Raw genomic sequence first — 25,355 nt, forward strand, 5'->3', positions numbered from 1 at the left:
ATGTCTGTTTTTCCACAAGGATTTTTATGGGGCGGCGCGCTTGCCGCCAACCAGAGTGAAGGTGCTTACCGTGAAGGCGGCAAAGGACTGACGACGGTCGATATGATCCCCCATGGCGCACACCGTCTGGCGGTAAAGGTCGGTAAGGAAAAACGGTTTTCGTTGCGTGACGACGAATTTTACCCGAGCCACGAGGCGATTGATTTTTACCATCGCTACAAAGAAGACATCGCCCTGATGGCGGAGATGGGCTTTACGGTGTTCCGCACCTCGATTGCCTGGAGCCGCCTCTATCCGAACGGCGACGAGCCGCTGCCAAATAAAGAGGGCATCGCCTTCTACCGGGCGGTGTTTGAGGAGTGCAAAAAGTACAACATCGAGCCGCTGGTGACCCTGTGCCATTTCGACGTGCCGATGCACCTGGTGACGGAATACGGCTCCTGGCGCAACCGCAAAATGGTGGATTTCTTCGCCCGCTACGCCCGCACCTGCTTCGAGGCGTTTAACGGGCTGGTGAAATACTGGCTGACCTTCAACGAAATCAACATCATGCTGCACAGCCCGTTCTCCGGCGCGGGGCTGGTGTTTGAGGAAGGTGAAAACGAGGATCAGGTGAAATACCAGGCCGCGCACCACGAGCTGGTGGCGAGCGCGCTGGCGACCAAAATCGCCCACGAGGTCAACCCGGAAAACCAGGTCGGCTGCATGCTGGCGGGCGGCAATTTTTACCCGTACTCCTGCAAGCCGGAAGACGTGTGGACGGCGCTGGAGAAAGATCGCGAGAACCTGTTCTTCATCGACGTGCAGGCGCGCGGCAGCTATCCGGCCTACTCTGCTCGCGTGTTCCGCGAAAAAGGCGTCGTGATTGTGAAAGATCCCGGCGACGACGAACTGCTGAAAAACACCGTCGATTTTGTCTCGTTCAGCTATTACGCCTCGCGCTGTGCGTCGGCGGACATGAACGCGGGCAACACCAGCGCGGCGAACATTGTGAAGTCTCTGCGTAACCCGCACGTTCAGGTAAGCGAGTGGGGCTGGGGTATTGATCCTCTCGGCCTGCGCATCACCATGAACATGATGTACGACCGCTACCAGAAGCCGCTGTTCCTGGTGGAAAACGGCCTCGGCGCGAAGGACGTCATTGATGAAAACGGCGAGATCCACGACGACTACCGCATCAGCTACCTGCGCGAGCATATCCGCGCGATGGGCGATGCAATTGCGGACGGCGTGCCGCTGATGGGCTACACCACCTGGGGCTGCATTGACCTGGTGTCTGCCTCAACGGGGGAGATGAGCAAGCGCTACGGGTTTGTGTACGTCGACCGCGACGACGCCGGCAACGGGACGCTGGAGAGAAAGCGTAAGAAATCGTTCTGGTGGTATAAGAAGGTGATTGCGAGTAACGGGGCGGATCTGGCGTAGCCAGTTGCCCGGTGGCGCTGCGCTTACCAGGCCTACGGTTTTGTAGGCCGGGTAAGGCGTAGCCGCCACCCGGCACTGCTCAGAGCGGAGAAAACCCGCCGTCCCCAACCCACCCCGCCAGCCGCGAATACACCTCCTCCACCGCCGCCTTCACCGGCGGCGTCATCGGGTAATAAAACCCGACAATGTCCGGCTGGATCCCTAAAAACAACACCTCGCCCACATCACCTTTAATCTGATCGACCAGGTAGTTCAGCGGCATATTGTGGGTGGTCATCATAAACATCTCGGCGATGTCGTCCGGGTCAATCAGGCGGATTTCGCCCGGGTTCAGCCCCATATCGGTGGCATCGACAATCAACAGCCTTTCCGGGTGCAGCTCGCGAATGGCCACCACGTCGTTTTCCGGCGCGCTGCCGCCGTCGATTACCACCCAGTCGCCCTGCGGTTTTGCGCCACACATCTCCGCCAGCAGCGGGCCCGCGCCGTCGTCGCCCATCATGCTGTTGCCGACACACAGTAAAACGTCAGTCACGTAATCTCCTCACCATCAGGTAGATGGCGCTCTCCTGATGAATATCGTGCAGCATGCCGAGCAGCGTTTTGCTCCACGCCTGCTGCGCCGGGGTTTGCCTGCCGAGCGCCGCGTCAAAGGCGTTGGCGAGCATCGTGATATGGTTGGCGTCAATAACGATCTCGCCGTACTTCGGTACGCCCTCCATCTTGCGCCGCGCCGGGCTACCCTCCTCCAGCGTGGCGATCCATGCCAGATATTCCGGCCACGGGCAGCTGAGCGCCGCTTCAAGGCAGTCGATCACCCCGAGGTGGTGCCCAATCGCCAGGCTGTAATAGACCACCTGCTGCGCCGCATCCGGCGTGGCGTCGTTCTCATCAATAAATTTACGGCTCAGCTGGCTGAACACCACCGTTTCACTCATCGGATACGCGCCTCATCCACAATGCTGTTCAGGTTCGCCACGATTTCATTGAGACGCGGATCGTTTTCCGCCTCCAGCCAGCGCGCCACCTGATGGTCGCCCTGGCTCAGCAGGCGCAGGTAATCGTCGGCAATCTGACGCCCGTATCGGTAGCCCGCCAGCCTGCGCGCCGTGCGGTCCACCTTCACGCGCAGCGGCTGCACCATGTCCGGATGCAGAATGGCCGCGGGCTGGTTGTCGATCTCGCCAGGGGCGCGGGCGTGGATCTTCTGCTCCAGCAGGCCGAGCGCCATCGCAAAGCCGTACAGCGTGGCGGCGGGCGTCGGCGGGCAGCCTGGAATATAGACATCCACCGGCACGATTTTGTCGGTGCCGCCCCAGACGCAGTAAAGATCGTGGAAGATGCCGCCGCTGTTGCCGCAGGCGCCGTAGGAGATGCAGATTTTCGGGTCCGGCGCAGACTGCCAGGCGCGCAGCGCGGGCGATCGCATGGCGCGGGTCACCGCCCCGGTAAACAGCAGAATGTCCGCATGGCGCGGAGACGGCACCACTTTGATGCCGAAGCGCTCGGCGTCAAACAGCGGCGACAGGGTGGCGAAGATCTCGATCTCACAGCCGTTGCAGCCGCCGCAGTCCACGCGGTAAACGTAGGCCGAGCGTTTGATTTTTTTCAGCAGCGACGCCTTCATGCTGGCGATGGACTCCTCCACCGTCAGCGGCACCGGAATGCCGTTATCGTCGCGCGGGCCGAGTAAGTTTTCCATCAGCTGGCCTCTCTCATATGGCGGGTTAAATCGATGCGGTCAGACGGCAGCAGGCACTTCTGACGCTTACACTCCGGGCAGGTTTCGAAACTTTCACGGTGCTGCTCCGCGCGGGCGTCGCCGTTGTGCTTCAGCAGCGCGATAGCGTAGTCGATCTCTTTTTGCACGGCGAACGGACGCTTGCAGACGCGGCAGGTGCACAGCGCAAAACGCGACTGCTGGAGAAAATCCTCTTTTTTCCACACCGCCAGCTCGTACTCCTGAGAAAGTCGGATGGCGACCGTCGGGCAAACCTCCTCGCAGCGCCCGCAGAAGATGCAGCGCCCGAGGTTAAACTGCCAGGCCAGCTCGCCGGTTTTGAGGTCCGTTTCCACCGTTAAGGCGTTCGACGGGCAGGCGTTGACGCAGGCCGCGCAGCCGATGCACTGCTGCGGGTTATGCTCCGGCTTGCCGCGAAAGTTTTTATCCACCGGGATCGGCTCCAGCGGATAGCTGCTGGTCTGCGCGCCGGTTTTGATCGCTTTTTTGATAAAGGTAAACATGGCGAGTCCTTATTTCAGCGGCGAGTTCTTGCGCTCAATGCTGTAACGCTCAAGCTCTTTGTACGGCACCACCTGGCTTTTCTTCTTACGCACGTCCACCACCGTCATGCGGTCGGTGCAGGAGTAGCACGGATCGAGGCTGCCGATGATCAGCGGCGCGTCAGAGACCGTGTTGCCGCGCAGCATATAGCGCAGGGTAGGCCAGTTGGCGTAGGTCGCCGCACGACAGCGCCAGCGGTAGAGCTTCTGGTTGTCGCCGGTCATGCTCCAGTGGATATCATCCCCGCGCGGCGCTTCGGCAAAGCCGAGGGCAAAGCGGTTTGGAATATAGGTGAAGCCTTCCACCATCAGCGGACCGCCCGGCAGGTTATCCAGGCCAAAGTCGATCATGTTCAGGGCGGTGTAGACCTCGTTGATACGCACCTTGAGACGAGAAATCACGTCGCAGCCCTGTTCGCTGTGCACGGTCATCGGCAGCAGGCCGTAGCCGACGAACGGGTGATCTGCGCGGGTGTCGCGGGCGTGGCCGCTGGCGCGCACCATCGGGCCGACGTTGCTGAAGTCGCGGGCAATTTCCGGATCAAGACGACCAATCCCGACGGTGCGCTGCTCGATGTTTGGCGTGCTGAGCAGCATGTCCACCAGCTCCTGCACGTCGCGACGCATCTGCTGCGCCAGCTGGCGGGTCTTGATCATGTCGTCTTTAAGCAGGTCGCGGCGGATCCCGCCGATCAGGTTCAGGCCGTAGGTTTTACGCGCCCCGGTGAGAATTTCCGCCATTTTCATCGACGCTTCGCGCACGCGGAAGAACTGCATAAACCCGGAGTCAAAGCCGACGAAGTGGCAGGCCAGGCCGAGGTTCAGCAGGTGCGAGTGCAGGCGCTCCACCTCCAGCAGAATGGCGCGGATCATCTGCGCGCGCTCCGGCACCACGATCCCCATGCCGTTCTCCACCGAGGTGGTGTAGGCGGTGCTGTGGGCGAAGCCGCAGATGCCGCACACGCGGTCTGAGAGGAACGTGACCTCGTTGTAGCCCATGCGGGTTTCCGCCAGCTTCTCCATGCCGCGGTGGACGTAGAACAGGCGGTAGTCGGCGTCGATGATGTTTTCGCCGTCAACGAACAGGCGGAAGTGGCCCGGTTCGTCAGAGGTGACGTGCAGCGGGCCGATCGGCACCACGTTGTTCTTCTTGCTGCCCAGCTCGTTGATGAACTCGTAGGTTTCGCTGTCGGTGGTCGGGGCCGGACGCTGGCGGTAGTCCATGCTGTCCTTGCGCAGCGGATAGAGTTCATCCGGCCAGTCGTCCGGCAGCACCAGACGACGCTCGTCCGGCAGGCCGACCGGCACCAGGCCGTACATGTCGCGCACCTCGCGCTCGCCCCAGACGGCGGCAGGAACGCGCGGCGTCACGGACGGGTATTCCGGCTTATTCGGGTCGACCTCGACGCGCACGGTGAGCCAGCACTTCTCGCCCTGCTCCATCGACATCACGTAATACACCGCATAGTTGCCGCAGAGCTGGCGCTCGTCGTTGCCGAACAGCACCGACAGCCACCCGCCCTGCTGGTAGTAAAGAAACTCCACTACTTCCGGCAGATAGTTCACCTTTACGGTAATGGTTACCTGGTCTTTGGTTTGCCAGGATTCCTCCAGCACCACGCCGGGGAAAGCCTGATGCAACGCGGCGAGATACTGCTGACCTTTCTTTTCTTCAGACATAAATACTCTCTTTAATCACGCCACCAGCAAGGAGACGAACGCTAAAAATGCAAAACCAAAACCGGCCCAGGTGATGCGCGAGGTTGCTGCAAAACGCAGGCGCGCCATGCTGTTCTCAAATAGGGCGATGACCAGCACGCCGATAATCAGCTTGAGCGCGGCCACCACCACGGCCAGCAGCAGGCCGCCCGCAGAGAAGTGCGTCATCTGCCCCCACGGGAAGAAAACGCCCACGAACATCTGCAACACGACGAGCTGCTTAAGGCTGATGCCCCACTTCAGCACCGCAAAGCCGTAGCCGCTGTACTCGGTAAGCGGCCCTTCCTGTAGCTCCTGCTCCGCTTCCGCGAGATCGAATGGCAGCTTACCCATCTCAATAAACGTGGCAAACGCGCAGGCGCAGAGTGCCAGCACGAGCGGGATGGAGCGGGCCACCGGCCAGTGGTAAACGGTGTCGGTGATAAAGCTGATGTGGGTCGAACCTGCAACCTGCGCGGCCACCCACAGCCCCAGCAGCAGGATCGGCTCCACCAGCACGCCGAGCATCGCCTCGCGGCTGGCGCCGATCCCGGTAAACGGGCTGCCGGTATCCAGGCCCGCAATCGCAAAGAAGAAGCGCGCGATAGCGAAGAGGTAGATGAGCGTGATCAGATCGCCGAGCACCGGCAGCGGCGAGCCTACCGTGATCACCGGCAGCGCGGTGGCTATGGTCAGCATCACGCCGACCATCACAAACGGCGTCAGGCGGAACACCCAGCCTGCGGCATCCGGCGCAACGCTCTGGCGGGAGAGCAGCTTGAAGAGATCGCGGTACTCCTGGAGCACGCCAGGCCCGCGACGGTTGTGCATTCGGGCGCGCGCCACGCGCGTGATGCCCGACAGCAGCGGCGCGGCGGCGAACAGCACCACCGCCTGAAGAATTGCCAGTAACAGACTCATGTCAGGCTCCTCGTGAAATCACAATCACCACCAGCACCGCCAGCTCGATCAGCGCCAGTCGGCGGAACAGCACGGGCACGGCAGCGCTCTGCCAGCCCGGCACCCAGCCCTGCGGATTAAGCCACTGGCGCAGCTTCAGCACGGCGGCAAAGTTCTCCTTCACCGGCATGGCAAAACCGTGGGCGGTGATAACCATCGACGGCTCGTGTTCGTAACCGCAGGCCCACGCCGCGCCGCGCGAGCGGGAGGCGAGACGGTCACGTCTGAAGAACAGCATCAGCACGAACGGCAGCAGCGGTGCGGCAATCAGCAGCAGCGCCATCATCGGCTGGGAAACGACGGTATGCGCCGTCGCCAGCGGCAGCGGAATGGCGTGGCCCAGCAGCGGCAGCAGCCACGGCGCAGCAACCCCGCCCGCGATGCAGCACAGCGCCAGCGCGACCACGCTGGTGGCCATCAGTACCGGGGCGCAGCAGGCGTTTTCCGCTTCGCGGGTGCGCGGCGCGCCGAGGAAGGTGACGCCGTAGACCTTCGCCATGCACATCACCGCCAGCGCGCCGGTGAGCGCCAGGCCCACCGCCAGCAGCGGGCCAAGTAAACGCCCGATAAACGCGTCGCTCTGACCGAGCGCGAAGAAGGACTGGTAAATCACCCACTCTCCGGCAAAGCCGTTCAGCGGCGGCAGCGCGGCCATCGCCATCAGCCCCACCAGCATTGCCAGCGAAATGACGGGCATCTTTTTACCCATGCCGCCGAGCTTTTCGATATCGCGGTGCCCGGTGCGGAACCAGACGCTGCCCGCGCCGAGGAACAGGGTGCTTTTAAACAGGCTATGGTTGACGAGGTGATACAGACCGCCGATAAACCCGGCGGCAATCAGCGCTGGCTGGTTGAGCGCCAGCCCGGTGACGCCCGCGCCCATGCCGAGCAGGATAATCCCGATGTTTTCCAGGGTGTGGTACGCCAGCAGGCGCTGGATGTTGTGCTCCATCAGGGCGTACAGCCCGCCGACAAAGGCGGTGATCATCCCCGCAATCAGCAGCGCCACGCCCCACCACAGCGGCGGCTGACCGCCCGTCAGGGTTATCATAAGAACGCCGAACAGACCGACCTTCATTACCACCGTCGAAAACAGCGCAGCGGCGGGCGCAGAGGCGTTCGCATGCGCCTGCGGAACCCAGCCGTGCAGCGGGATAATCCCGGCCAGCAGGCCAAAGCCGACGACGCCCAGCAGCCAGACGTCGTTGCCCAGCGTCTGGCCGTTAAGCGCGGCAAAGTCCAGGGTGCCGAAACGCTGCCACACCAGCCAGCAGGCCAGCGCCAGCAGCAGCGTGCCGAGGCGTCCGAGTGCAAACCACAGCTTGCCGGAGGCGCTGCATCCGGTCAGGAACACGCCGCACAGCGCCATGATTTCGGCCATCACCACCAGCGCGCCAAGGTTGCTGGCGATAACCGTGCAGACCGCGGCGGCCATCAGCAGGTTAACCAGCAGGCCGTTCGCTTTGGTCTGCTGATGGCGGTGCCAGTCGATATTAAACAGGCTGATAAACAGCCCGCACAGGCCAAAGGTCACCAGCCAGATGGCGTTCAGCGGCGTGAGTTCAACGGCGTGGTGAATCAGCGGAAGGGTTGTGTCGACGGGTTGGCCGTCGATCAGGACAACGCCGCCCGCCGCCAGCGTCATCAGGCTGCCGACCGCCCCGCCGATGCCGGCGATCCAGCCGCTCAGCGTTTTATGGAAGGAGACGATCGGCCCCAGGACCGCGGCGGCGGCAAACCAGGCCACGCCGCTGGTCATCATTACTATCGCGTTCATTTCGCCCCCTCGTTTAGCGCCCGCAGCAGCGAAAGATCGCCGACGTCGGTATTAATGGTCAGCTCGCGCTTACGCTTGCTGGTGCGGGCAATATCGCGAATGTTAACCAGGACCAGCGCCCGGGTCGGGCAGGTCCGCACGCAGGCCGGGCCCTGCTCATCAAAGCTGCACAGGTCGCACTTCACCGCGACGGCACGCACGCCCGGCACCCAGTCCAGCAGCGTGCTCACGCGTGCCGGAGCCGGTGGCGCAGGCGGCGCTTTCGGGGTGTTGGCATTCGCCGGAATATGCAGCGGACGGCTGCCGGAAAATTCAATGGCACCGAACGGACAGGCGATGGCGCACAGCTTGCAGCTCACGCACAGGCCTTCGTTCAGCTGCACTGCGCCATCGACGCGGGTGATGGCGTTGACGGGACAGACGCCCGCGCACGGGGCATCTTCACAGTGGTGACAGAGCTGCGGGGCAGACTCTTTCTCATTACGCATGACGCGCAGGCGCGGCATGGACTGGAGCCCGTGCAGGCGGTGCGTTTCCGAGCACGCCGCCTCACAGGTCCGACAGCCAATACAGACCGTCGAGTCAGCAATTACAAAACGGTTCACCGGGCAATCCTCTGGTGATGGTCATTTTTGACGAAAAAAACTGTCTTATCGACACTTCTCGACACGCGTTTTTCAGGCCACGTTCGCTGAGGATTTTCCGTCGATCAGCTGTTTCAGGTTGATCGGCCGATCATGCTCAACGGCGGCGTAGAGGCCGTTGTAAACCGGCGCGATTTTCTCCAGATAGTGCTCCAGCACCTGCTGGCGATCGCGGTTGCTGACGTGACCGTCCACCATGCCGTCGGCCATCAGCTGCGCCCGGGCGATGCAGTGCCTGTCGCCCTCTTTCGTCTCGACGTAGTACTCAATCGTGTGGCTGTTGAAGGTCTCCGCCAGGGTGACGTAAATCGTAAAGTGACCGAACAGCACAAAGCGCATGTCCCCCTGCGCTGCACAGCTCATGGCGTGATGCAGGTGGGCCTTCGACAGCGTAATCCCCTGGATCAGTGAATTGCAGTACAGGTGCCATTGCTCCTGGAGCTGCTGATGACGTTGCGCGATGTAATCCGCTTTTTCGCTAATTTCCCAAATAGTCATAAAAGGTATCCGGTTAATGGAGTTAGCGGCTGTTAAGCAGATTTCGTGCCAGTTTTTAATTGATTGATTTAAATGGATTATATAGGGAAGCATACTGTCACCGCCGCGGTGTCGACGTGTCATTTCGACAGCGTTGACATCGTCACGCCGTAACCAAAACCAAGCTGGCACCGTTATTGCATTGAAGGGGCAATTCATTAAGGAGGCGTCATGCACGAAATCACCCTCTGCCAGCGGGCCCTGGAACTTATCGAACAGCAGGCTGTGCAGAACCACGCAAAACGCGTGACCGGCGTCTGGCTGAAGGTCGGCGCCTTTTCCTGCGTCGAGACCAGCGCCCTCACCTTCTGTTTTGAACTGGTGTGCCGCGGCACGCTGGCGGAAGGCTGCGCGCTGCATATCGAGGAGCAGCAGGCTGAGTGCTGGTGCGAGCAGTGTCAGCAGTACGTCACGCTGCTTTCATCGAAAGTGCAGCGTTGTCCGCAGTGCCAGAGCAGCGGGCTGCGCATCGTGGCGGATGACGGCATGCAGATCCAGCGCCTCGAAATCGAGAAGGAGTAAGTTATGTGTAGTACCTGCGGTTGCGCCGAAGGCAACCTGTATATAGAAGGGGATGAACACCGTCCTCACTCCGCGTTTCGCTCCGCGCCCTTTTCCCCTGCCCCGCGTCCCGCGGCGACACTGACCGGCATCACCTTTGCGCCGCAGCGTTCCGACGCGGGCGACCTGCATTACGGCCACGGCGAAGCGGGTACCCACGCGCCGGGCATGAGCCAGCGCCAGATGCTGGAGGTGGAGATCGACGTGCTGGATAAAAATAACCAGCTCGCCGCCCGCAACCGCGCCCGCTTTGCGGCCCGTCAACAGGTGGTGCTCAACCTGGTCTCCAGCCCCGGCTCCGGTAAAACCACCCTGCTGACCGAAACCCTCAAACGGCTGAACCAACGCATCTCGTGCGCGGTGATCGAAGGCGATCAGCAAACCGTTAACGATGCGGCGCGCATCCGCGAAACCGGCACGCCCGCCATTCAGGTTAACACCGGCAAGGGCTGTCACCTGGATGCGCAGATGATTGCCGACGCCGCCCCGCGCCTGCCGCTGGAAGCGCACGGCATTCTGTTTATCGAAAACGTCGGCAACCTGGTGTGCCCGGCAAGCTTCGACCTTGGCGAACGGCATAAAGTGGCGGTGCTCTCCGTTACGGAAGGAGAGGACAAGCCGCTGAAGTATCCGCATATGTTTGCCGCCGCCTCCCTCATGCTGCTGAACAAAGTCGACCTGCTGCCGTACCTCAACTTCGACGTGGATAAGTGCGTGGCTTACGCCCGGGAAGTGAACCCGGACATTGAGATCCTGCTGGTTTCCGCCACGCGCGGTGACGGGATGGACGCCTGGCTGAACTGGCTGGAGAGCGAACGATGTGCATAGGCGTTCCCGGACAAATTCATTCCATTGACGGCAATCAGGCCAGGGTGGAGGTCTGCGGCATCCTGCGTGATGTCGACCTGACGCTGGTGGGCAGCCACGACGAAACCGGCGCATCGCGTCTCGGCCAGTGGGTACTGGTCCACGTGGGGTTTGCCATGAGCGTGATTAATGAAGAAGAAGCCCGCGACACGCTGGACGCGCTACAGAATATGTTCGACGTTGAGCCGGACGTGGGCGCCCTGCTGTATGGGGAGGAACGATAGCACATGCGTTACGTTGATGAATATCGGGCGCCTGAGCGGGTGTTGCAGCTTATCGATCGCCTGAAATCCCGCGCGTCGCTGCTGGACTACACGGCAGACCGACCGCTGCGGATCATGGAAGTCTGCGGCGGCCACACCCACGCCATCTTCAAATTTGGTCTCGACCAGCTACTGCCGGAGAACATCGAGTTTATCCACGGCCCCGGCTGTCCGGTGTGCGTGCTGCCGATGGGGCGCATCGACAGCTGTCTCGACATCGCCAGCCGGCCCGGCGTGATTTTTTGCACCTTTGGCGACGCGATGCGCGTGCCGGGGAAAAATGGCTCGCTGCTCCAGGCGAAGGCGCGGGGCGCGGACGTGCGGATTGTCTACTCCCCGATGGATGCCCTGACGCTGGCAGAGGCTAATCCTGACCGCAAGGTCGTCTTTTTCGGGCTGGGTTTTGAAACCACCATGCCCGCCACCGCCATCACCCTCCAGCAGGCGAAAGCCCGCAACATCACTAACTTTTTCTTTTTCTGCCAGCACATCACGCTGATCCCCACGCTGCGCAGCCTGCTTGACGCGCCGGATAACGGCATCGACGCGTTTCTGGCGCCGGGCCACGTCAGCATGGTCATCGGCACAGACGCCTACGGTTTTATTGCTGAACAGTACAATCGTCCGTTAGTGGTGGCTGGATTCGAGCCACTTGATCTACTGCAAGGCGTGACCATGCTGGTTGAGCAGAAAATAGCGGCCCTGAGTGCGGTGGAAAATCAGTATCGCCGCGTGGTGCCCGATGCCGGAAATAGACGGGCACAGCAGGCGATAGCCGACGTGTTTAGGGTGGAAGGCGACGGCGAATGGCGCGGGCTGGGGCTGATTGCGGAATCCGGTGTGCACCTGACGCCTGCGTATCGCGCCTTCGACGCCGAAGCGCATTTCCGCCCGCAGCCGCAGCAGGCGTGCGACGATCCCCGCGCCCGCTGTGGCGACGTGCTCACCGGCAAATGTAAACCTCATCACTGCCCGTTATTTGGCAACGCCTGTAACCCGCAAACCGCGTTTGGCGCGCTGATGGTCTCCTCCGAAGGGGCATGCGCCGCGTGGTATCACTATCGCAACCAGGAGTGTGAAGCATGAACACGGTGGAAATGGCGCACGGAAGCGGTGGACAGGCGATGCAGCAGCTGATTAACCGGTTGTTCATGGAAGCCTTTAATAACCCCTGGCTCGCCGAGCAGGAGGATCAGGCGCGCATCGCGCTCTCAACCCTCACCGCACACGGCGACCGGCTGGCGTTCTCCACCGACAGCTACGTGATTGACCCGCTGTTCTTCCCGGGCGGCGATATCGGCAAGCTCGCCGTCTGCGGCACGGCAAACGACGTGGCCGTCAGCGGCGCCATTCCGCGCTACCTCTCGTGCGGGTTTATCCTCGAAGAAGGATTACCGATGGAGACGCTCGCGGCAGTGGTCAACAGCATGGCGCACACCGCCCGCGAGGCGGGGATCGCTATCGTGACCGGGGATACCAAGGTGGTACAGCGCGGCGCGGCGGATAAGCTCTTCATTAACACCGCCGGCATGGGCGCTATCCCTGCCGACATTCACTGGGGCGCGCAGCGGCTTTCGGTGGGCGACGTGCTGATCGTCAGCGGAACGCTGGGCTGCCACGGGGCAACCATCCTGAACCTGCGCGAAGGCCTGGGGCTGGACGGCGATCTGCGCAGTGACTGCGCGGTTCTCACGCCGCTGATCCAGACGCTGCGAACGGTGCCCGGCGTAAAAGCGCTGCGCGACGCCACCCGAGGCGGCGTCAATGCCGTGGTGCATGAGTTTGCCGCCAGCAGTGGCTGTGGTGTTGAGCTTAACGAGCGCAGCCTGCCCGTCAGGCCTGCCGTTCGCGGCCTGTGCGAACTGCTGGGACTTGACCCGCTTAACTTTGCCAACGAGGGCAAGCTGGTGATTGGCGTGGAACGCCAGCCTGCCGGGGCGGTGCTGGAGCAGCTACGTGCCCATCCTTTAGGGAAAGAGGCCGCCATTATAGGTGAAGTGGTTGAGCGCAAAGGGGTGCGCCTGACCGGGCTATACGGCGTGAAGCGCACGCTGGATCTGCCGCACGCTGAACCGTTACCCCGAATTTGCTAGACCGCGCCAAAAGCGGTCAGCGCTGACGTTTTTTTTGCCAGTTTCTATTGGAAAGCAATAATGCCGTATACACCGATGAGCGATCTTGGACAGCAGGGCCTGTTTGACATCACGCGCATACTTTTACAACAGCCCGACCTTGGCGCATTGAGCGATGCCCTGACCCGGCTGGTCAGGCAGTCAGCGCTGGCGGACAGCGCCGCCATTGTGCTCTGGCATAGCGCAACCCACCGCGCGAGCTATTTCTCAACGCGTGATAACGGCAAAATCTTCGAATATGAAGATGAAACGTTTCTGGCCCACGGCCCGGTGCGGCGTATTCTCTCCCGCCCGGAAGCCCTGCACTGCAATTTTGATCAGTTTCGCCAGGCCTGGCCGAAGCTGGCAGAGAGCAACCTTTATCATCCGTTCGGCCACTACAGCATGCTGCCGCTGGCGGTGGAGGGGCAAATTTTTGGCGGCTGCGAGTTTATCCGCACTACCGACCAGCCCTGGACCGAGGCGGAGTACGAGCGGTTGCATACCTTCACGCAGATTGTGTCCGTCGTGGCAGAGCAGATCCAAAGCCGCGTCACCAATAACGTGGATTACGACCTGCTGAGCCGCGAGCGCGATAACTTCCGCATTCTGGTCGCCATCACCAATGCCGTACTCTCGCGTCTCGATATGGACGAGCTGGTGAGCGAAGTCGCCAAAGAGATCCATCACTATTTCAGGATCGACGCCATCAGCATCGCGCTGCGCGGGAACCGGAAAGGCAAGCTGAACATCTACTCCACCCACTACCTTGATGAAGCTAACCCGGCGCACGAGCAGAGCGAGGTGGACGAAGCGGGAACCTTGTCTGAACGGGTATTTAAAAGCAAAGAGATCCTGCTGTTGAACCTGAGCGAGCAGGATCCGGTAGCACCCTACGAGCGGATGCTGTTTAACACCTGGGGCAACAAGATCCAGACCCTGTGCCTGCTGCCGCTGATGTCCGGCAACACCATGCTCGGCGTGCTCAAACTGGCGCAGTGCGATGAAGCCGTATTCACCACCGCCAACCTGAAGCTGCTGCGCCAGATCGCCGAGCGTATCTCCATCGCGCTGGATAACGCCCTCGCCTATCAGGAGATCCACCGCCTGAAAGAGCGGCTGGTGGACGAAAACCTGGCGCTGACCGAGCAGCTCAACAACGTGGACAGCGAGTTTGGCGAAATCATCGGGCGCAGCGATGCCATGTACAGCGTGCTTAAGCAGGTGGAGATGGTGGCCCAGAGCGACAGCACGGTGCTGATCCTCGGTGAAACCGGCACCGGGAAAGAGCTGATTGCCCGGGCGATCCACAACCTGAGTAACCGCAACAGCCGCCGGATGGTGAAGATGAACTGCGCGGCGATGCCAGCTGGCTTGCTGGAAAGCGATCTGTTCGGCCACGAGCGCGGCGCCTTTACCGGCGCCAGCAGCCAGCGGCTGGGCCGTTTTGAGCTGGCGGATAAAAGCTCTTTGTTCCTCGACGAAGTGGGCGATATGCCGCTGGAGCTTCAGCCTAAGCTGCTGCGCGTTTTGCAGGAGCAGGAGTTTGAGCGTCTCGGCAGCAATAAGCTGATCCAGACCGACGTGCGTCTGATTGCCGCCACCAACCGCGATCTGAAAAAAATGGTCGCCGACCGCGAGTTTCGCAGCGATCTTTACTATCGCCTGAACGTGTTCCCGATTTGCCTGCCGCCGCTGCGCGAGCGCCCGGAAGATATCCCCCTGCTGGTGAAGGCCTTTACCGCGAAGATTGCCCGCCGGATGGGGCGGAATATCGACAGTATTCCTGCTGAAACGCTACGTACCCTTTCGGCGATGGAGTGGCCGGGGAACGTCCGCGAGCTGGAAAACGTTATTGAGCGCGCGGTACTGCTGACGCGCGGGAACGTCCTTCAGCTCTCTTTGCCTGAGGTCACCCATCAGGAAGCCCCCACGCTTTCGGCAGAAGTCGCGCAGGAAGGCGAAGATGAATATCAGCTGATTTTGCGCGTACTGAAAGAGACCAACGGCGTGGTGGCCGGACCGAAAGGCGCGGCGCAACGGCTGGGGCTGAAGCGCACCACCCTGCTCTCGCGCATGAAGCGTTTGGGAATTGATAAAGAGAGCCTGATTTAACCCGTCATTCCGGCGCCTTTCATGGCGCCGCTTTTCATTACTCTGCGTAATTGTTCCACATTGACACAATATATTTTCCTCTGTATAAAATTCCGCCTTAATAATGCGTTTCATTTGCATCAACATAATTTTAATGAAGGGTAGCGTTTAATGAAAAAGGTTCTCTGTGCGTTAGGCCTGGCGGTTGCATCAATGAGTACAGCTCTGGCTACCACGTACCCGCTCACGATAGAAAACTGCGGGTATAAAGAGACATTCACCAAAGCGCCCGAGCGCGTCGTTGCCCTGGGTCAGAATACCGTTGAGATTTTGTTGCTGCTGGGTCTGGAAGATAAGGTGAAAGCCAGCGCGTTCTGGCCGACCAAAGTCTTGCCGCAGCTGGCGGAGCAAAATGCCAAAATCAACACCCTGACGGTAGAAATCCCGACCCTTGAATCCATCCTTTCGCAAAACCCCGACTTCGTACCTGCTCAGCTGCCGCTGCTGCTCGGACCGGAAAGCAAGGTTGCCAAACGAGAAGATCTGGCGACCGTGGGGGTAAACAGCTACCTGTCGCCGGGCATGTGCGCCACCAAAAAAGCAGCGGGCGACATGTACGGCAGCCGTCAGAAGCTGTGGGACATGACCTACCTTTATAAAGAGATCGAAGATTTCGCTAAAATTTTCAACGTCGAAGCGCGCGGCCAGGCCGTTATCGCCGATTTCAAAAAACGTGAAGCAGACCTGCGCCAGGAATTTGGCAAAAACAAAAAAGACCTCTCCTTTGTTTTCTGGTTCTCAAGCTCCTCGCCTTCGGCTGACGCCTATGTAGGCGGTAAAAACAGTGCCTCCGGCTTTATTGCCAACGTGCTGGGCGGCCATAACGCCATTACTTCTGAAACCGAATGGCCGACCGTGGGCTGGGAAAGCATTATTGCCACCAATCCGGACGTGATTGTGGTTTCAAGCCTGGATCGTAACCGCTGGGCACTGGATAACGCCGAAGAAAAAATCAAATTCCTGAAAAGCGATCCTGCCGTCAGCCAGCTCGACGCGGTGAAGAAAGGTCATATCGTGATAATGGATGGTCAGGCCATGAACCCGACGATCCGCACGCTTTACGGTGCTGAACAGGTCGGCGAACAGCTCAGAAAACTGGGACTGAACTGATGACCACCGCCGTACTTCAGATGCGTCAGGGCGTCTTCCTGACCGCGTCGTGCCTGCTCGCGTTCGTGCTGCTGTTTCTGGCGATCGCTTTTGGCGTGAGCCTCGGCGAGCTGTCTATCCCGCTGAACAACGTGTTCTACGCCATCAGCAATAAGCTGGGGCTGACCGACGTTCCGCTCAACCGCATCTATGAGAGCGTGATCTGGGACTTTCGCCTCAGCCGGGCGCTGGTGGCGGCGTGCTGCGGCGCCGGGTTAGCCATTTGCGGCGCCGTGCTGCAAAGCCTGTTGAAGAATGCGCTGGCGGAACCTTACGTGCTCGGCGTGTCGGCGGGGGCGTCAACGGGCGCAGTCTCGGTCGTCGTGTTGGGTCTCGGCACCGGCGCGGTGTCCCTTTCTGCGGGTGCGTTTGCCGGGGCGTTCGCCGCCTTTGCGTTTGTCGCCTTTCTGACGAACGGCGCGCGCGGCGGCAATGAACGTACCATTCTGGCGGGCGTGGCGGCCTCTCAGCTGTTTAACGCCATCACCGCCTATACCATCAGCACCTCTGCCAGCGCACAGCAGGCGCGCGACGTGATGTTCTGGCTGCTGGGCAGCTTTAGCGGCGTACGCTGGCCTGAGTTTCAGCTGGCGCTGGTGGTCGTGCTGGCGGGGCTTGCCGTCTGTCTTTACTACTCCCGCGCGCTGGACGCCTTTACCTTTGGTGATGATGCCGCCGCCTCGCTGGGCATTGCCGTGCCCTGGGTGCGCCTGGCCTTGTTCACCACCACGGCCCTGATCACCGCGACCATCGTCAGTATGGCGGGCTCGATTGGTTTTGTGGGGCTGGTCGTGCCGCACGTTATGCGTTTCCTGTTCGGGCCGCTGCACCGCACGCTGCTGATAGCCAGCGCGCTGGCGGGGGCGATCCTGATGGTGCTGGCCGACATCGCCTCGCGGATGCTGATTGCCCCGCAAAGCCTGCCGGTTGGCGTCGTTACCGCGCTGGTGGGCGTACCGTTCTTCGCCGTGATTATCTACCGCTCAAGGAATAAATGATGAGCATCTGCGCCGACAATATCACCTGGAAGGTAGGTAAAAAGGTTATCGTGAATAATGTTTCGCTGAAGGTTTCCCAGGGCGAAACGGTGGGTCTGCTTGGCCCTAACGGCTGCGGTAAATCCTCGCTGTTGCGCATTCTGGCGGGCCTGCGTCGCCCGGATGCCGGATGCGTAACGCTCGACGGACAGGACATTGCCCGCATCGCCAAAAAGCAGCTGGCGCGCCGCGTGGCGTTTGTTGAACAGCACGGAATGACCGACGCCAATATGCGCGTGCGTGACGTGGTCAAACTGGGGCGTATTCCGCACCACTCCCCCTTCTCGAACTGGAGCGCGCAGGATGACGAAACCGTCACCGCCGCCCTGCAACGCGTGGATATGCTGGATCGCAGCGAACAGGGCTGGCTGAGCTTATCCGGCGGCGAGCGTCAGCGGGTACATATCGCCCGCGCCCTGGCGCAAACGCCTACCGAGATCCTGCTGGATGAACCGACCAATCACCTGGACATTCATCACCAGATGCAGCTCATGCAGCTCATCAGCGAGCTGCCGGTGACCAGCATCGTCGCCATTCACGATCTTAATCACGCGTCCATGTTCTGCGATTCGCTGATCGTGATGCAGCAAGGGCAGATTGTAGCGACCGGAACCCCGCAGGCCATTTTATCCGAGGAACTCCTCTGGGACGTATTCAGAGTGAAAACCAGAATCGAGATCTCGCCGTACCACGGCAAAAAGCACATTCATTTTATCGTGTAGGGACAAGTTAAAATGATGCCTCTTCGCCCTGCCACCACCCTCTGGCCGCCCGTTCTGCTGGGCAGCCAGTTTGTGTTTAATATCGGCTTTTACGCGGTCGTTCCCTTCCTGGCGATCTTCTTACGTGACGATATGCTGCTCTCCGGCGGGCTGATCGGGCTGGTGCTGGGGCTGCGCACCTTCTCCCAGCAAGGAATGTTTATTGTCGGCGGCGCGCTTTCAGACCGGTTTGGCGCGAAGAGCGTGATCCTCAGCGGCTGCATTGTCCGCGTGGCGGGTTATCTGCTGCTGGCCTTTGGGCAATCGCTGTGGCCCATCATTCTGGGGGCCTGTCTGACGGGCATTGGCGGCGCGCTGTTCTCACCGTCAATAGAAGCCCTGCTGGCAAAAGCGGGAACGCAAAGTGAGGCAACGGGTAAACGCAGCCGTGCGGAGTGGTTTGCGCTGTTTGCGGTGTGCGGTGAACTCGGCGCCGTACTCGGCCCGGTGATAGGTGCCCTGCTGACGGGGCTGGGTTTTCGCCAGGTTGCGCTCGCTGGCGCAGGGATATTTATCGTTGCGCTGGTGGTGCTCTTTTTCTGCCTGCCTGCGGCGCCCCACAGCACGAAGCCGCTGAAAATTCTGCCCTGGTGGACGACGTTCCGTCAGCCGCGTTTCGTCGCCTTTATCATTGCGTACAGCTCATGGCTGTTAAGCTATAACCAGCTTTATCTGGCGCTGCCGGTGGAGATCCAGCGCGCCGGTGGCAGCGAGAAAGACCTGGGACCGCTGTTTATGCTGGCCTCAGTGCTGATTATCGTTCTGCAATTGCCCCTCGCCCGCTTCGCCCGAAAAGTGGGCGCGGTGAGGATTTTACCGGTGGGCTTTTTGCTGCTCTCCGCCTCGTTTGCCAGCGTGGCGCTCTTTGCGGCGACTGAGCCACCGGAAGGCTGGCTGCGCCTGCTGCCCTCCGCAAGCCTCGTCACGCTGTTAACGCTCGGACAGATGTTGCTGGTGCCGTCGGCAAAAGATTTGATCCCATATTTTGCCGAGGAGTCGACGCTTGGGGCGCACTATGGCGCGCTCTCCACCGCCGGCGGCGTTGCGGTGCTGGCGGGAAATTTAGGGTTAGGCAGTCTGCTGGACAAGGCGCTGGTGCCCTCAACGCAAGCCATTTACCCCTGGCTGCTGCTGGCGGTATTTCCGCTGTGTAGCGCCGTCGCCCTGAGCGTGATTTGTCGCCCATTGCAGCGCTGAGTCAATTATTTTTTGGGCCGATACTTTTCCGGTAATTCCGGCACCGGACGGCGATCGTCGATCAGATGACGGATAGTCAGAATCGGATGACGCCATAACATCCGTGGCCCTGCCCAGCGCATCACCTGCTTCATCTCTTCCCGTCTGGCGGGCTGATAGCAGTGTACCGGACACTGTTTGCAGGCTGGCTTTTCCTCACCGAACACGCATTTATCCAGCCGCTTATCGGCATACGCCTTCAGCGCCTGATAATGTCCTTCTTCCCTTGAAGCCTCAGGACACTGGCGTTCATACAGCGCGATCATTCTGGCGATCGTCTTTTTTTCGCGTGAAATACGTTTACCGGACATGACGTCGTCCTCAACAATAAAGTGCATTTATAATACCTTTTTATCTGCGCATTTTCAGTCATTGCATTCCAATTTCTGAATCGTCCTTCCAGAATTACCCGCTCCTACGCTGCTTTTTACTGGTATTTTATACAGGCATGAAGTACTACCTTTGCCCTGTTCACCGGAGAGCCTATGCAGCAGATCGCGATCGCCAAACCCTATCGTCACTTAAAAGTGGGTTACTTCAGAAAACGCCATGAAGATCGTAAAACGAAAATCCCAAAACGCTACAGCGTACACGCCGCGCTGAGCCTGAAGGGCGACTGGCTTGAAAAGGCGGGGTTTACCACCAACTCTCAGGTTCGGGTGGGCGTCGAGCACGGGAAAATCGTCATTGAATTGATGGCGGAAGAAGCCTCGTAAAGTCGTGACTTTTTTCTGCGCCGCACCTTTTTTTCATGCGACAATAGAAGGAACAATCGGCCATTGAGCCGCTCAAAGCGTAATATTTTCAAAGAAATGGATATCATAACTCCATGAGCACAATCGACAATTTCGACGCACATACGCCGATGATGCAGCAGTATCTGAAGCTGAAAGCACAGCATCCAGAAATTCTGCTGTTTTACCGTATGGGCGATTTTTACGAGCTTTTTTATGACGATGCGAAACGTGCGTCTCAGTTGCTCGACATTTCCCTGACGAAACGTGGCGCGTCGGCAGGTGAGCCAATCCCGATGGCGGGCATCCCGCATCACGCGGTTGAAAACTATCTGGCGAAACTGGTGAACCAGGGCGAGTCTGTCGCCATCTGCGAACAAATTGGCGACCCGGCAACGTCGAAAGGCCCCGTTGAGCGCAAGGTCGTGCGCATCGTCACGCCGGGAACCATCAGCGATGAAGCCCTGCTTCAGGAGCGCCAGGATAACCTGCTGGCGGCCATCTGGCAGGACGGTAAAGGGTTTGGCTACGCCACGCTGGACATCAGCTCCGGTCGTTTTCGCCTGAGTGAACCGGCTGACCGTGAAACCATGGCGGCCGAGCTACAGCGCACCAATCCGGCAGAACTGCTTTACGCAGAGGATTTCGCCGAGATGGCGCTGATCGAAGGCCGCCGCGGCCTGCGTCGTCGTCCACTGTGGGAGTTCGAAATTGATACCGCGCGCCAGCAGCTGAACCTGCAATTTGGCACGCGCGATTTGATTGGCTTTGGCGTGGAAAATGCACCGCGCGGGCTGTGTGCAGCAGGCTGCCTGTTGCAGTACGTGAAGGATACGCAACGTACCGCCCTGCCCCATATCCGTTCCATTACCATGGAGCGTCAGCAGGACAGCATCATCATGGATGCCGCCACGCGCCGCAACCTGGAGATCACACAGAACCTCGCTGGCGGCATTGAAAACACGCTGGCGTCGGTTCTCGACAGCACGGTTACCCCAATGGGCAGCCGTATGCTCAAACGCTGGCTGCATATGCCGATTCGCAATACCGAAACGCTCATCGGCCGCCAGCAAACCATTGCCGCATTGCAGGATCGTTACACCGAGTTGCAGCCGGTGCTGCGTCAGGTGGGTGATCTTGAGCGAATCCTTGCACGTCTGGCATTGCGCACCGCGCGTCCACGCGATCTCGCCCGTATGCGTCACGCTTTCCAGCAGTTGCCGGAACTGCGCGCTCAGCTGGAAGAAGTCGACAGCGCGCCGGTGCAAAAGCTCCGCGAAACAATGGGCGAATTTAACGAGCTTCGCGAGCTGCTGGAACGCGCCATCATCGATGCGCCACCTGTTCTGGTGCGCGATGGCGGCGTCATTGCCCCGGGTTACAACGAAGAGCTGGACGAATGGCGCGCGCTGGCCGATGGCGCGACGGATTATCTGGATAAGCTGGAAATCCGCGAGCGTGAACGTCTGGGGCTCGATACCCTTAAAGTGGGTTACAACGCCGTACACGGCTACTATATCCAGATCAGTCGTGGCCAGAGCCACCTGGCACCGATTCACTACGTTCGCCGCCAGACGCTGAAAAACGCCGAGCGCTATATTATCCCCGAACTGAAAGAGTACGAGGACAAAGTTCTCACGTCGAAAGGTAAAGCGCTGGCGCTGGAAAAACAGCTTTATGACGAGCTGTTCGATATCCTGATGCCGCACCTGGCTGACCTGCAACAGAGCGCCGCCGCGCTGGCCGAGCTGGATGTGCTGGTAAACCTGGCCGAGCGCGCCGAGACGCTGAATTACACCTGCCCAGCCTTCACTGACAAACCCGGTATTCGCATTACCGAAGGCCGCCACCCTGTGGTTGAGCAGGTGCTGAACGAGCCATTTATTGCCAACCCGTTGAACCTGTCACCGCAGCGAAGAATGCTGATCATTACCGGCCCTAACATGGGCGGTAAAAGTACCTATATGCGCCAGACAGCCCTTATCGCGCTGCTCGCCTATATTGGCAGCTACGTTCCTGCGCAGAAGGTTGAGATTGGTCCTGTCGACCGAATCTTCACCCGTGTAGGTGCGGCGGACGATCTGGCGAGCGGTCGCTCCACCTTTATGGTCGAGATGACCGAAACCGCCAACATTTTGCATAACGCAACAGAGAACAGTCTGGTGTTGATGGATGAAGTGGGACGCGGTACGTCCACCTATGACGGCCTGTCTCTGGCCTGGGCGTGTGCGGAAAGTCTGGCAAATAAAATCAAGGCGCTGACGCTGTTCGCGACTCACTATTTCGAACTGACACAGCTGCCAGAGAAAATGGAAGGCGTGGCTAACGTCCATCTTGATGCACTTGAGCACGGCGATACCATCGCCTTTATGCACACGGTGCAGGACGGCGCGGCAAGCAAGAGTTATGGCCTGGCCGTCGCCGCGCTGGCGGGCGTGCCGAAAGAGGTGATTAAGCGCGCGCGTCAGAAATTGCGTGAGCTGGAAAGTTTGTCACCGAATGCGGCAGCCACGCAGATAGATGGCACGCAGATGTCGCTGCTGGCGGCCCCGGAAGAGACGTCTCCAGCCGTGGAAGCGCTGGAAAACCTCGACCCGGACTCGCTGACGCCGCGCCAGGCGCTGGAGTGGATTTATCGGCTGAAGAGTCTGGTTTAGTTCTCTGCGGTCTGTTTTGCCGGGTGGCGGCTTCGCCTTACCCGGCCTACAAAACCCGTAGGCCCGGTAAGCGCAGCGCCACCGGGCAGAAGGCCGCACAATATCATCGCCCGGTAAGCCTGGCGCCACCGGGCTTTTCCTTTACAGCAGAGGCGGGATAGTCGGCACCTGCGGTGCCTCGTCAATATCCTTCTGCGTCATACGGAATGCTTCAGGATAGTGTTCACGGCTGGTCCGGCGCAGCGGTTCGGTATTGCGCCAGGTATACAGACAGTGCTGACACTGGTATACCGTCCAGACACCTTTCACCGGTGATGTTGCCATCACTTCAATATGTTCATCGGCACAACGTGGACAAATCATTTTTTCCTCCTTATTGACGTGCCGCCAGCATCGCGGTCAGTTTTTCGGCCCAGGCTTTGGTTTCAGGGAGATCCTGTACCGGCTGGCTGTAGTGGCCACGGTTGTCCGGGGCGACAGGCGTGGTGGCATCAATGATCAGCTTGTCAGTGATCCCCGCCGGGCTGGAGCCGGGGTCAAGCTCCAGCACAGACATATTCGGTAGCTGTACCAGATCGCCCGCCGGATTGACTTTTGATGACAGCGCCCACATCACCTGCGGCAGGTTAAACGGATCGACGTCCTCATCCACCATAATCACCATCTTCACGTAGCCCAGACCGTGCGGCGTGGTCATGGCGCGGAGCCCGACCGCACGAGCAAAACCGCCGTACCGTTTTTTGGTGGAGATAATCGCCAGCAGGCCGTGTGTGTACATGGCGTTAACCGCCTGCACTTCCGGGAATTCTGCCTTCAGTTGCTGATAAAGCGGCACGCAGGTGGCGGGCCCCATCAGATAATCAATTTCGGTCCACGGCATCCCCAGGTAGAGAGATTCGAAAATGGGTTTGGTGCGGTAAGACACTTTATCGATGCGCACGACCGTCATGTTGCGTCCACCGGAGTAGTGCCCGGTAAACTCGCCGAATGGCCCTTCAATCTCGCGTTTCCGGCCTTCAATCACCCCTTCCAGGATCACTTCTGACCCCCACGGCACATCGAAACCGGTCAGCGGGGCCGTCGCAATCGGATACGGGCTTTCGCGTAGCGCGCCGGCCATCTCATATTCGGACTGATCGTATTTCAGCGGCGTGGCGCCCATCAGGGTGATGATCGGATCGTTACCCAACGTAATCGCAATGGGCAAATCTTCGCCGCGCTCTTCGGCCTTATGCAGATGCAGCGCGATATCATGCATCGGCACCGGTTGCAGGCCGAGCTTACGCTTGCCCTTCACTTCCATCCGATAAATACCGACGTTCTGCTTGCCGAAGTGATCGGGGTCGAGCGGATCGCGCGAGACAACGCACGCCTTATCAAGATAAAAACCCCCGTCGCCATCGTTCAGGCGGAACAGCGGCAGAATGTCGAACAGGTTGATGTCTTCTCCGTCAACCGTATTCTCCGCCCAGGCCGGGTTTGCACGACGCTCTGGCGCGACCGGAAATTTGTCCCAGCGACGAATAAACTCGTCGATCTGTTTTTTCACCGGGGTATTCGCCGGCAGCCCCATCGAAATGGCGTGGTTTTGCCACGAGCCAATGGTGTTCATCACCACGCGGGCATCGGTGAAGCCGCGGATATTATCGAACCACAGCGCAGGCGCGCCATCGCCAATGCGCCCGGTAGCGTTGGCGGCCGCCGCCAGATCCGGCTCCGCGTTAACCTCTTCCTCAATTTTCAGCAGCTGCCCTTGCTCATCGAGCGCCTGCAAGAAGCTTCTCAAATCATCAAATGCCATCGTTATTCTCCTGTGAAAAATGTTTCGCTGCCTGCAAACCCTTCCAGCGTCGGGCTTTTTTATGCTCCAGACCAAACTGGTCGAGCACCCGGGTCACGATATGCTGGGTGATGTCATCGGCGGTTTGCGGGTGGTTGTAGTACGCAGGCATAGGCGGCACCATCGCCACGCCCATGCGTGAAAGGGCAAGCATGTTCTCAAGATGAATGGTGCTGAGCGGCGTTTCACGAGGGACGAGCACCAGCTTGCGTCCCTCTTTCAGCACCACGTCTGCCGCACGCCCCACCAGCCCTTCGGCGTAGCCCGCGCGGATACCCGCCAGCGTTTTCATGCTGCACGGGATGACGATCATGCCGTCGGTGCGAAACGAGCCGGAGGAGATGGTGGCAGCCTGATCGGCAGGGCTATGAACGACATCCGCCAGTGCAGCAACGTCATGCGCGGTGAAGGGGGTTTCCAGCTCAATCGTGGTTTTTGCCCACTTCGACATCACCAGATGCGTTTCCACCTCCGGCATTTCCCGCAGCGCCTGCAACAGCGCCACGCCTAATGGCGCACCCGTCGCGCCCGTCATTCCTACAATCAGTCTCATTCAGCACCTCAATAAATTCGTTCGTATACGAACATATTAATTAAACTACTCCTGGATCCTGCGCCTGACAAGATCGTTCGTACACGATCACACTTATCGCTAAAAACT

General features: G+C 59.8%; 26 protein-coding genes. 13 read left to right on the plus strand and 13 right to left on the minus strand.

Annotated elements, in window-relative coordinates:
• Positions 1 to 1,425 (plus strand): 6-phospho-beta-glucosidase, encoded by a 1,425-nt coding sequence (locus N5C09_RS19340; RefSeq protein WP_107533598.1) that lies wholly within the window; start codon positions 1 to 3, stop codon positions 1,423 to 1,425.
• 79 nt (positions 1,426 to 1,504) lie between these two features.
• Here the strand turns inward: N5C09_RS19340 and hycI are convergent, their stop codons facing one another.
• The 9 genes from hycI to hycA form a co-directional block, all read right to left on the minus strand.
• A complete protein-coding gene (hycI, locus tag N5C09_RS19345; RefSeq protein ID WP_107533599.1) occupies positions 1,505 to 1,960 on the minus strand; it encodes a hydrogenase maturation peptidase HycI in 456 nt (151 codons plus the stop codon).
• Positions 1,953 to 2,363: a formate hydrogenlyase maturation HycH family protein gene (locus N5C09_RS19350; RefSeq protein WP_063869405.1), complete on the minus strand. Its 411-nt coding sequence runs from the start codon at positions 2,361 to 2,363 to the stop codon at positions 1,953 to 1,955. Before N5C09_RS19350 ends, hycI begins: the two co-directional genes overlap by 8 nt.
• Positions 2,360 to 3,127: an NADH-quinone oxidoreductase subunit B family protein gene (locus tag N5C09_RS19355; protein ID WP_028014210.1), complete on the minus strand. Its 768-nt coding sequence runs from the start codon at positions 3,125 to 3,127 to the stop codon at positions 2,360 to 2,362. The genes N5C09_RS19350 and N5C09_RS19355 overlap by 4 nt, the downstream gene beginning before the upstream one ends.
• Positions 3,127 to 3,669, minus strand: coding sequence for a formate hydrogenlyase complex iron-sulfur subunit (locus N5C09_RS19360; protein ID WP_063451859.1), 543 nt, complete (start codon positions 3,667 to 3,669; stop codon positions 3,127 to 3,129). The genes N5C09_RS19355 and N5C09_RS19360 overlap by 1 nt, the downstream gene beginning before the upstream one ends.
• A 9-nt stretch (positions 3,670 to 3,678) precedes the next feature.
• Positions 3,679 to 5,388, minus strand: coding sequence for a formate hydrogenlyase subunit HycE (gene hycE, locus N5C09_RS19365; protein ID WP_236328594.1), 1,710 nt, complete (start codon positions 5,386 to 5,388; stop codon positions 3,679 to 3,681).
• Positions 5,389 to 5,403: 15 nt separating this feature from the next.
• Positions 5,404 to 6,327 (minus strand): respiratory chain complex I subunit 1 family protein, encoded by a 924-nt coding sequence (locus tag N5C09_RS19370; RefSeq protein WP_279749696.1) that lies wholly within the window; start codon positions 6,325 to 6,327, stop codon positions 5,404 to 5,406.
• 1 nt (position 6,328) lies between these two features.
• Positions 6,329 to 8,143, minus strand: coding sequence for a formate hydrogenlyase subunit 3 (gene hycC, locus N5C09_RS19375; protein WP_279749697.1), 1,815 nt, complete (start codon positions 8,141 to 8,143; stop codon positions 6,329 to 6,331).
• Positions 8,140 to 8,748, minus strand: coding sequence for a 4Fe-4S dicluster domain-containing protein (locus N5C09_RS19380; RefSeq protein WP_279749698.1), 609 nt, complete (start codon positions 8,746 to 8,748; stop codon positions 8,140 to 8,142). Before N5C09_RS19380 ends, hycC begins: the two co-directional genes overlap by 4 nt.
• Before the next feature lie 72 nt (positions 8,749 to 8,820).
• The gene (hycA, locus tag N5C09_RS19385) at positions 8,821 to 9,285 is read right to left on the minus strand and encodes a formate hydrogenlyase regulator HycA (protein WP_063451864.1); all 465 of its coding nucleotides are present in this window, start codon (positions 9,283 to 9,285) and stop codon (positions 8,821 to 8,823) included.
• A gap of 210 nt (positions 9,286 to 9,495) precedes the next feature.
• Between hycA and hypA the strand changes: the two genes are divergently transcribed.
• The 10 genes from hypA (at position 9,496) to N5C09_RS19435 (ending at position 19,424) form a co-directional block, all read left to right on the plus strand.
• Entirely contained in the window at positions 9,496 to 9,846 is a 351-nt protein-coding gene (hypA, locus tag N5C09_RS19390; RefSeq protein ID WP_022649168.1) for a hydrogenase maturation nickel metallochaperone HypA, read from the plus strand.
• Between the two features lie 3 nt (positions 9,847 to 9,849).
• Positions 9,850 to 10,713, plus strand: coding sequence for a hydrogenase nickel incorporation protein HypB (gene hypB, locus N5C09_RS19395; protein WP_112792747.1), 864 nt, complete (start codon positions 9,850 to 9,852; stop codon positions 10,711 to 10,713).
• Positions 10,704 to 10,976 (plus strand): HypC/HybG/HupF family hydrogenase formation chaperone, encoded by a 273-nt coding sequence (locus tag N5C09_RS19400; RefSeq protein ID WP_063869393.1) that lies wholly within the window; start codon positions 10,704 to 10,706, stop codon positions 10,974 to 10,976. Before hypB ends, N5C09_RS19400 begins: the two co-directional genes overlap by 10 nt.
• A gap of 3 nt (positions 10,977 to 10,979) precedes the next feature.
• Entirely contained in the window at positions 10,980 to 12,101 is a 1,122-nt protein-coding gene (gene hypD / locus N5C09_RS19405) for a hydrogenase formation protein HypD (RefSeq protein WP_279749700.1), read from the plus strand.
• Entirely contained in the window at positions 12,098 to 13,108 is a 1,011-nt protein-coding gene (gene hypE / locus N5C09_RS19410; RefSeq protein ID WP_279749701.1) for a hydrogenase expression/formation protein HypE, read from the plus strand. Before hypD ends, hypE begins: the two co-directional genes overlap by 4 nt.
• Positions 13,109 to 13,168: 60 nt before the next feature.
• Positions 13,169 to 15,241 (plus strand): formate hydrogenlyase transcriptional activator FlhA, encoded by a 2,073-nt coding sequence (gene flhA, locus N5C09_RS19415; protein ID WP_063451870.1) that lies wholly within the window; start codon positions 13,169 to 13,171, stop codon positions 15,239 to 15,241.
• Between the two features lie 150 nt (positions 15,242 to 15,391).
• Positions 15,392 to 16,390, plus strand: a complete 999-nt coding sequence (locus N5C09_RS19420; protein ID WP_279749702.1) for an ABC transporter substrate-binding protein — start codon at positions 15,392 to 15,394, stop codon at positions 16,388 to 16,390.
• Positions 16,390 to 17,427, plus strand: coding sequence for an iron chelate uptake ABC transporter family permease subunit (locus N5C09_RS19425; protein WP_063869386.1), 1,038 nt, complete (start codon positions 16,390 to 16,392; stop codon positions 17,425 to 17,427). The genes N5C09_RS19420 and N5C09_RS19425 overlap by 1 nt, the downstream gene beginning before the upstream one ends.
• Positions 17,427 to 18,188 carry an ABC transporter ATP-binding protein gene (locus tag N5C09_RS19430; RefSeq protein WP_102750418.1) on the plus strand — a complete coding sequence of 254 codons (762 nt, stop codon included), beginning with the start codon at positions 17,427 to 17,429 and terminating at the stop codon, positions 18,186 to 18,188. Before N5C09_RS19425 ends, N5C09_RS19430 begins: the two co-directional genes overlap by 1 nt.
• Positions 18,189 to 18,203: 15 nt before the next feature.
• Positions 18,204 to 19,424 (plus strand): MFS transporter, encoded by a 1,221-nt coding sequence (locus N5C09_RS19435; protein WP_279749719.1) that lies wholly within the window; start codon positions 18,204 to 18,206, stop codon positions 19,422 to 19,424.
• 5 nt (positions 19,425 to 19,429) lie between these two features.
• Here N5C09_RS19435 and N5C09_RS19440 read toward each other — a convergent pair whose 3' ends face one another.
• Positions 19,430 to 19,774: a nitrous oxide-stimulated promoter family protein gene (locus N5C09_RS19440; RefSeq protein WP_063452023.1), complete on the minus strand. Its 345-nt coding sequence runs from the start codon at positions 19,772 to 19,774 to the stop codon at positions 19,430 to 19,432.
• Positions 19,775 to 19,948: 174 nt separating this feature from the next.
• Between N5C09_RS19440 and N5C09_RS19445 the strand changes: the two genes are divergently transcribed.
• Positions 19,949 to 20,179, plus strand: coding sequence for a SymE family type I addiction module toxin (locus tag N5C09_RS19445; protein ID WP_063869382.1), 231 nt, complete (start codon positions 19,949 to 19,951; stop codon positions 20,177 to 20,179).
• 113 nt (positions 20,180 to 20,292) lie between these two features.
• On the plus strand, positions 20,293 to 22,854 hold the full coding sequence (gene mutS / locus N5C09_RS19450; protein WP_107533607.1) for a DNA mismatch repair protein MutS: 2,562 nt from the start codon (positions 20,293 to 20,295) through the stop codon (positions 22,852 to 22,854).
• 141 nt (positions 22,855 to 22,995) lie between these two features.
• Here the strand turns inward: mutS and N5C09_RS19455 are convergent, their stop codons facing one another.
• Genes N5C09_RS19455 through N5C09_RS19465 form a run of 3 tightly spaced genes read right to left on the minus strand, consistent with a single transcriptional unit; the run spans position 22,996 to position 25,247 of the window.
• Positions 22,996 to 23,217, minus strand: a complete 222-nt coding sequence (locus N5C09_RS19455; RefSeq protein WP_033146398.1) for a non-oxidative hydroxyarylic acid decarboxylases subunit D — start codon at positions 23,215 to 23,217, stop codon at positions 22,996 to 22,998.
• Positions 23,218 to 23,227: 10 nt separating this feature from the next.
• Positions 23,228 to 24,655, minus strand: a complete 1,428-nt coding sequence (locus tag N5C09_RS19460; protein WP_063451877.1) for a non-oxidative hydroxyarylic acid decarboxylases subunit C — start codon at positions 24,653 to 24,655, stop codon at positions 23,228 to 23,230.
• On the minus strand, positions 24,645 to 25,247 hold the full coding sequence (locus N5C09_RS19465) for a non-oxidative hydroxyarylic acid decarboxylases subunit B (protein ID WP_063451878.1): 603 nt from the start codon (positions 25,245 to 25,247) through the stop codon (positions 24,645 to 24,647). Before N5C09_RS19465 ends, N5C09_RS19460 begins: the two co-directional genes overlap by 11 nt.
• Positions 25,248 to 25,355 lie beyond the last annotated feature (108 nt).

The organism is Enterobacter sp. GD03975, from assembly GCF_029838645.1.
Taxonomy (GTDB): Bacteria; Pseudomonadota; Gammaproteobacteria; order Enterobacterales; family Enterobacteriaceae; genus Enterobacter; species Enterobacter quasihormaechei.

What these genes read in the sequence shown, in the direction of transcription:
- N5C09_RS19340 (WP_107533598.1), top strand. Translation starts at nt 1, where the DNA reads ATGTCTGTTTTTCCACAAGGATTTTTATGGGGCGGCGCGCTTGCCGCC.
- N5C09_RS19350 (WP_063869405.1), bottom strand. Translation starts at nt 2,363, where the DNA reads ATGAGTGAAACGGTGGTGTTCAGCCAGCTGAGCCGTAAATTTATTGAT.
- N5C09_RS19355 (WP_028014210.1), bottom strand. Translation starts at nt 3,127, where the DNA reads ATGGAAAACTTACTCGGCCCGCGCGACGATAACGGCATTCCGGTGCCG.
- N5C09_RS19360 (WP_063451859.1), bottom strand. Translation starts at nt 3,669, where the DNA reads ATGTTTACCTTTATCAAAAAAGCGATCAAAACCGGCGCGCAGACCAGC.
- hycE (WP_236328594.1), bottom strand. Translation starts at nt 5,388, where the DNA reads ATGTCTGAAGAAAAGAAAGGTCAGCAGTATCTCGCCGCGTTGCATCAG.
- N5C09_RS19370 (WP_279749696.1), bottom strand. Translation starts at nt 6,327, where the DNA reads ATGAGTCTGTTACTGGCAATTCTTCAGGCGGTGGTGCTGTTCGCCGCC.
- hycC (WP_279749697.1), bottom strand. Translation starts at nt 8,143, where the DNA reads ATGAACGCGATAGTAATGATGACCAGCGGCGTGGCCTGGTTTGCCGCC.
- hycA (WP_063451864.1), bottom strand. Translation starts at nt 9,285, where the DNA reads ATGACTATTTGGGAAATTAGCGAAAAAGCGGATTACATCGCGCAACGT.
- hypA (WP_022649168.1), top strand. Translation starts at nt 9,496, where the DNA reads ATGCACGAAATCACCCTCTGCCAGCGGGCCCTGGAACTTATCGAACAG.
- hypB (WP_112792747.1), top strand. Translation starts at nt 9,850, where the DNA reads ATGTGTAGTACCTGCGGTTGCGCCGAAGGCAACCTGTATATAGAAGGG.
- N5C09_RS19400 (WP_063869393.1), top strand. Translation starts at nt 10,704, where the DNA reads ATGTGCATAGGCGTTCCCGGACAAATTCATTCCATTGACGGCAATCAG.
- hypD (WP_279749700.1), top strand. Translation starts at nt 10,980, where the DNA reads ATGCGTTACGTTGATGAATATCGGGCGCCTGAGCGGGTGTTGCAGCTT.
- hypE (WP_279749701.1), top strand. Translation starts at nt 12,098, where the DNA reads ATGAACACGGTGGAAATGGCGCACGGAAGCGGTGGACAGGCGATGCAG.
- flhA (WP_063451870.1), top strand. Translation starts at nt 13,169, where the DNA reads ATGCCGTATACACCGATGAGCGATCTTGGACAGCAGGGCCTGTTTGAC.
- N5C09_RS19420 (WP_279749702.1), top strand. Translation starts at nt 15,392, where the DNA reads ATGAAAAAGGTTCTCTGTGCGTTAGGCCTGGCGGTTGCATCAATGAGT.
- N5C09_RS19425 (WP_063869386.1), top strand. Translation starts at nt 16,390, where the DNA reads ATGACCACCGCCGTACTTCAGATGCGTCAGGGCGTCTTCCTGACCGCG.
- N5C09_RS19430 (WP_102750418.1), top strand. Translation starts at nt 17,427, where the DNA reads ATGAGCATCTGCGCCGACAATATCACCTGGAAGGTAGGTAAAAAGGTT.
- N5C09_RS19435 (WP_279749719.1), top strand. Translation starts at nt 18,204, where the DNA reads ATGCCTCTTCGCCCTGCCACCACCCTCTGGCCGCCCGTTCTGCTGGGC.
- N5C09_RS19440 (WP_063452023.1), bottom strand. Translation starts at nt 19,774, where the DNA reads ATGTCCGGTAAACGTATTTCACGCGAAAAAAAGACGATCGCCAGAATG.
- N5C09_RS19445 (WP_063869382.1), top strand. Translation starts at nt 19,949, where the DNA reads ATGCAGCAGATCGCGATCGCCAAACCCTATCGTCACTTAAAAGTGGGT.
- mutS (WP_107533607.1), top strand. Translation starts at nt 20,293, where the DNA reads ATGAGCACAATCGACAATTTCGACGCACATACGCCGATGATGCAGCAG.
- N5C09_RS19455 (WP_033146398.1), bottom strand. Translation starts at nt 23,217, where the DNA reads ATGATTTGTCCACGTTGTGCCGATGAACATATTGAAGTGATGGCAACA.
- N5C09_RS19460 (WP_063451877.1), bottom strand. Translation starts at nt 24,655, where the DNA reads ATGGCATTTGATGATTTGAGAAGCTTCTTGCAGGCGCTCGATGAGCAA.
- N5C09_RS19465 (WP_063451878.1), bottom strand. Translation starts at nt 25,247, where the DNA reads ATGAGACTGATTGTAGGAATGACGGGCGCGACGGGTGCGCCATTAGGC.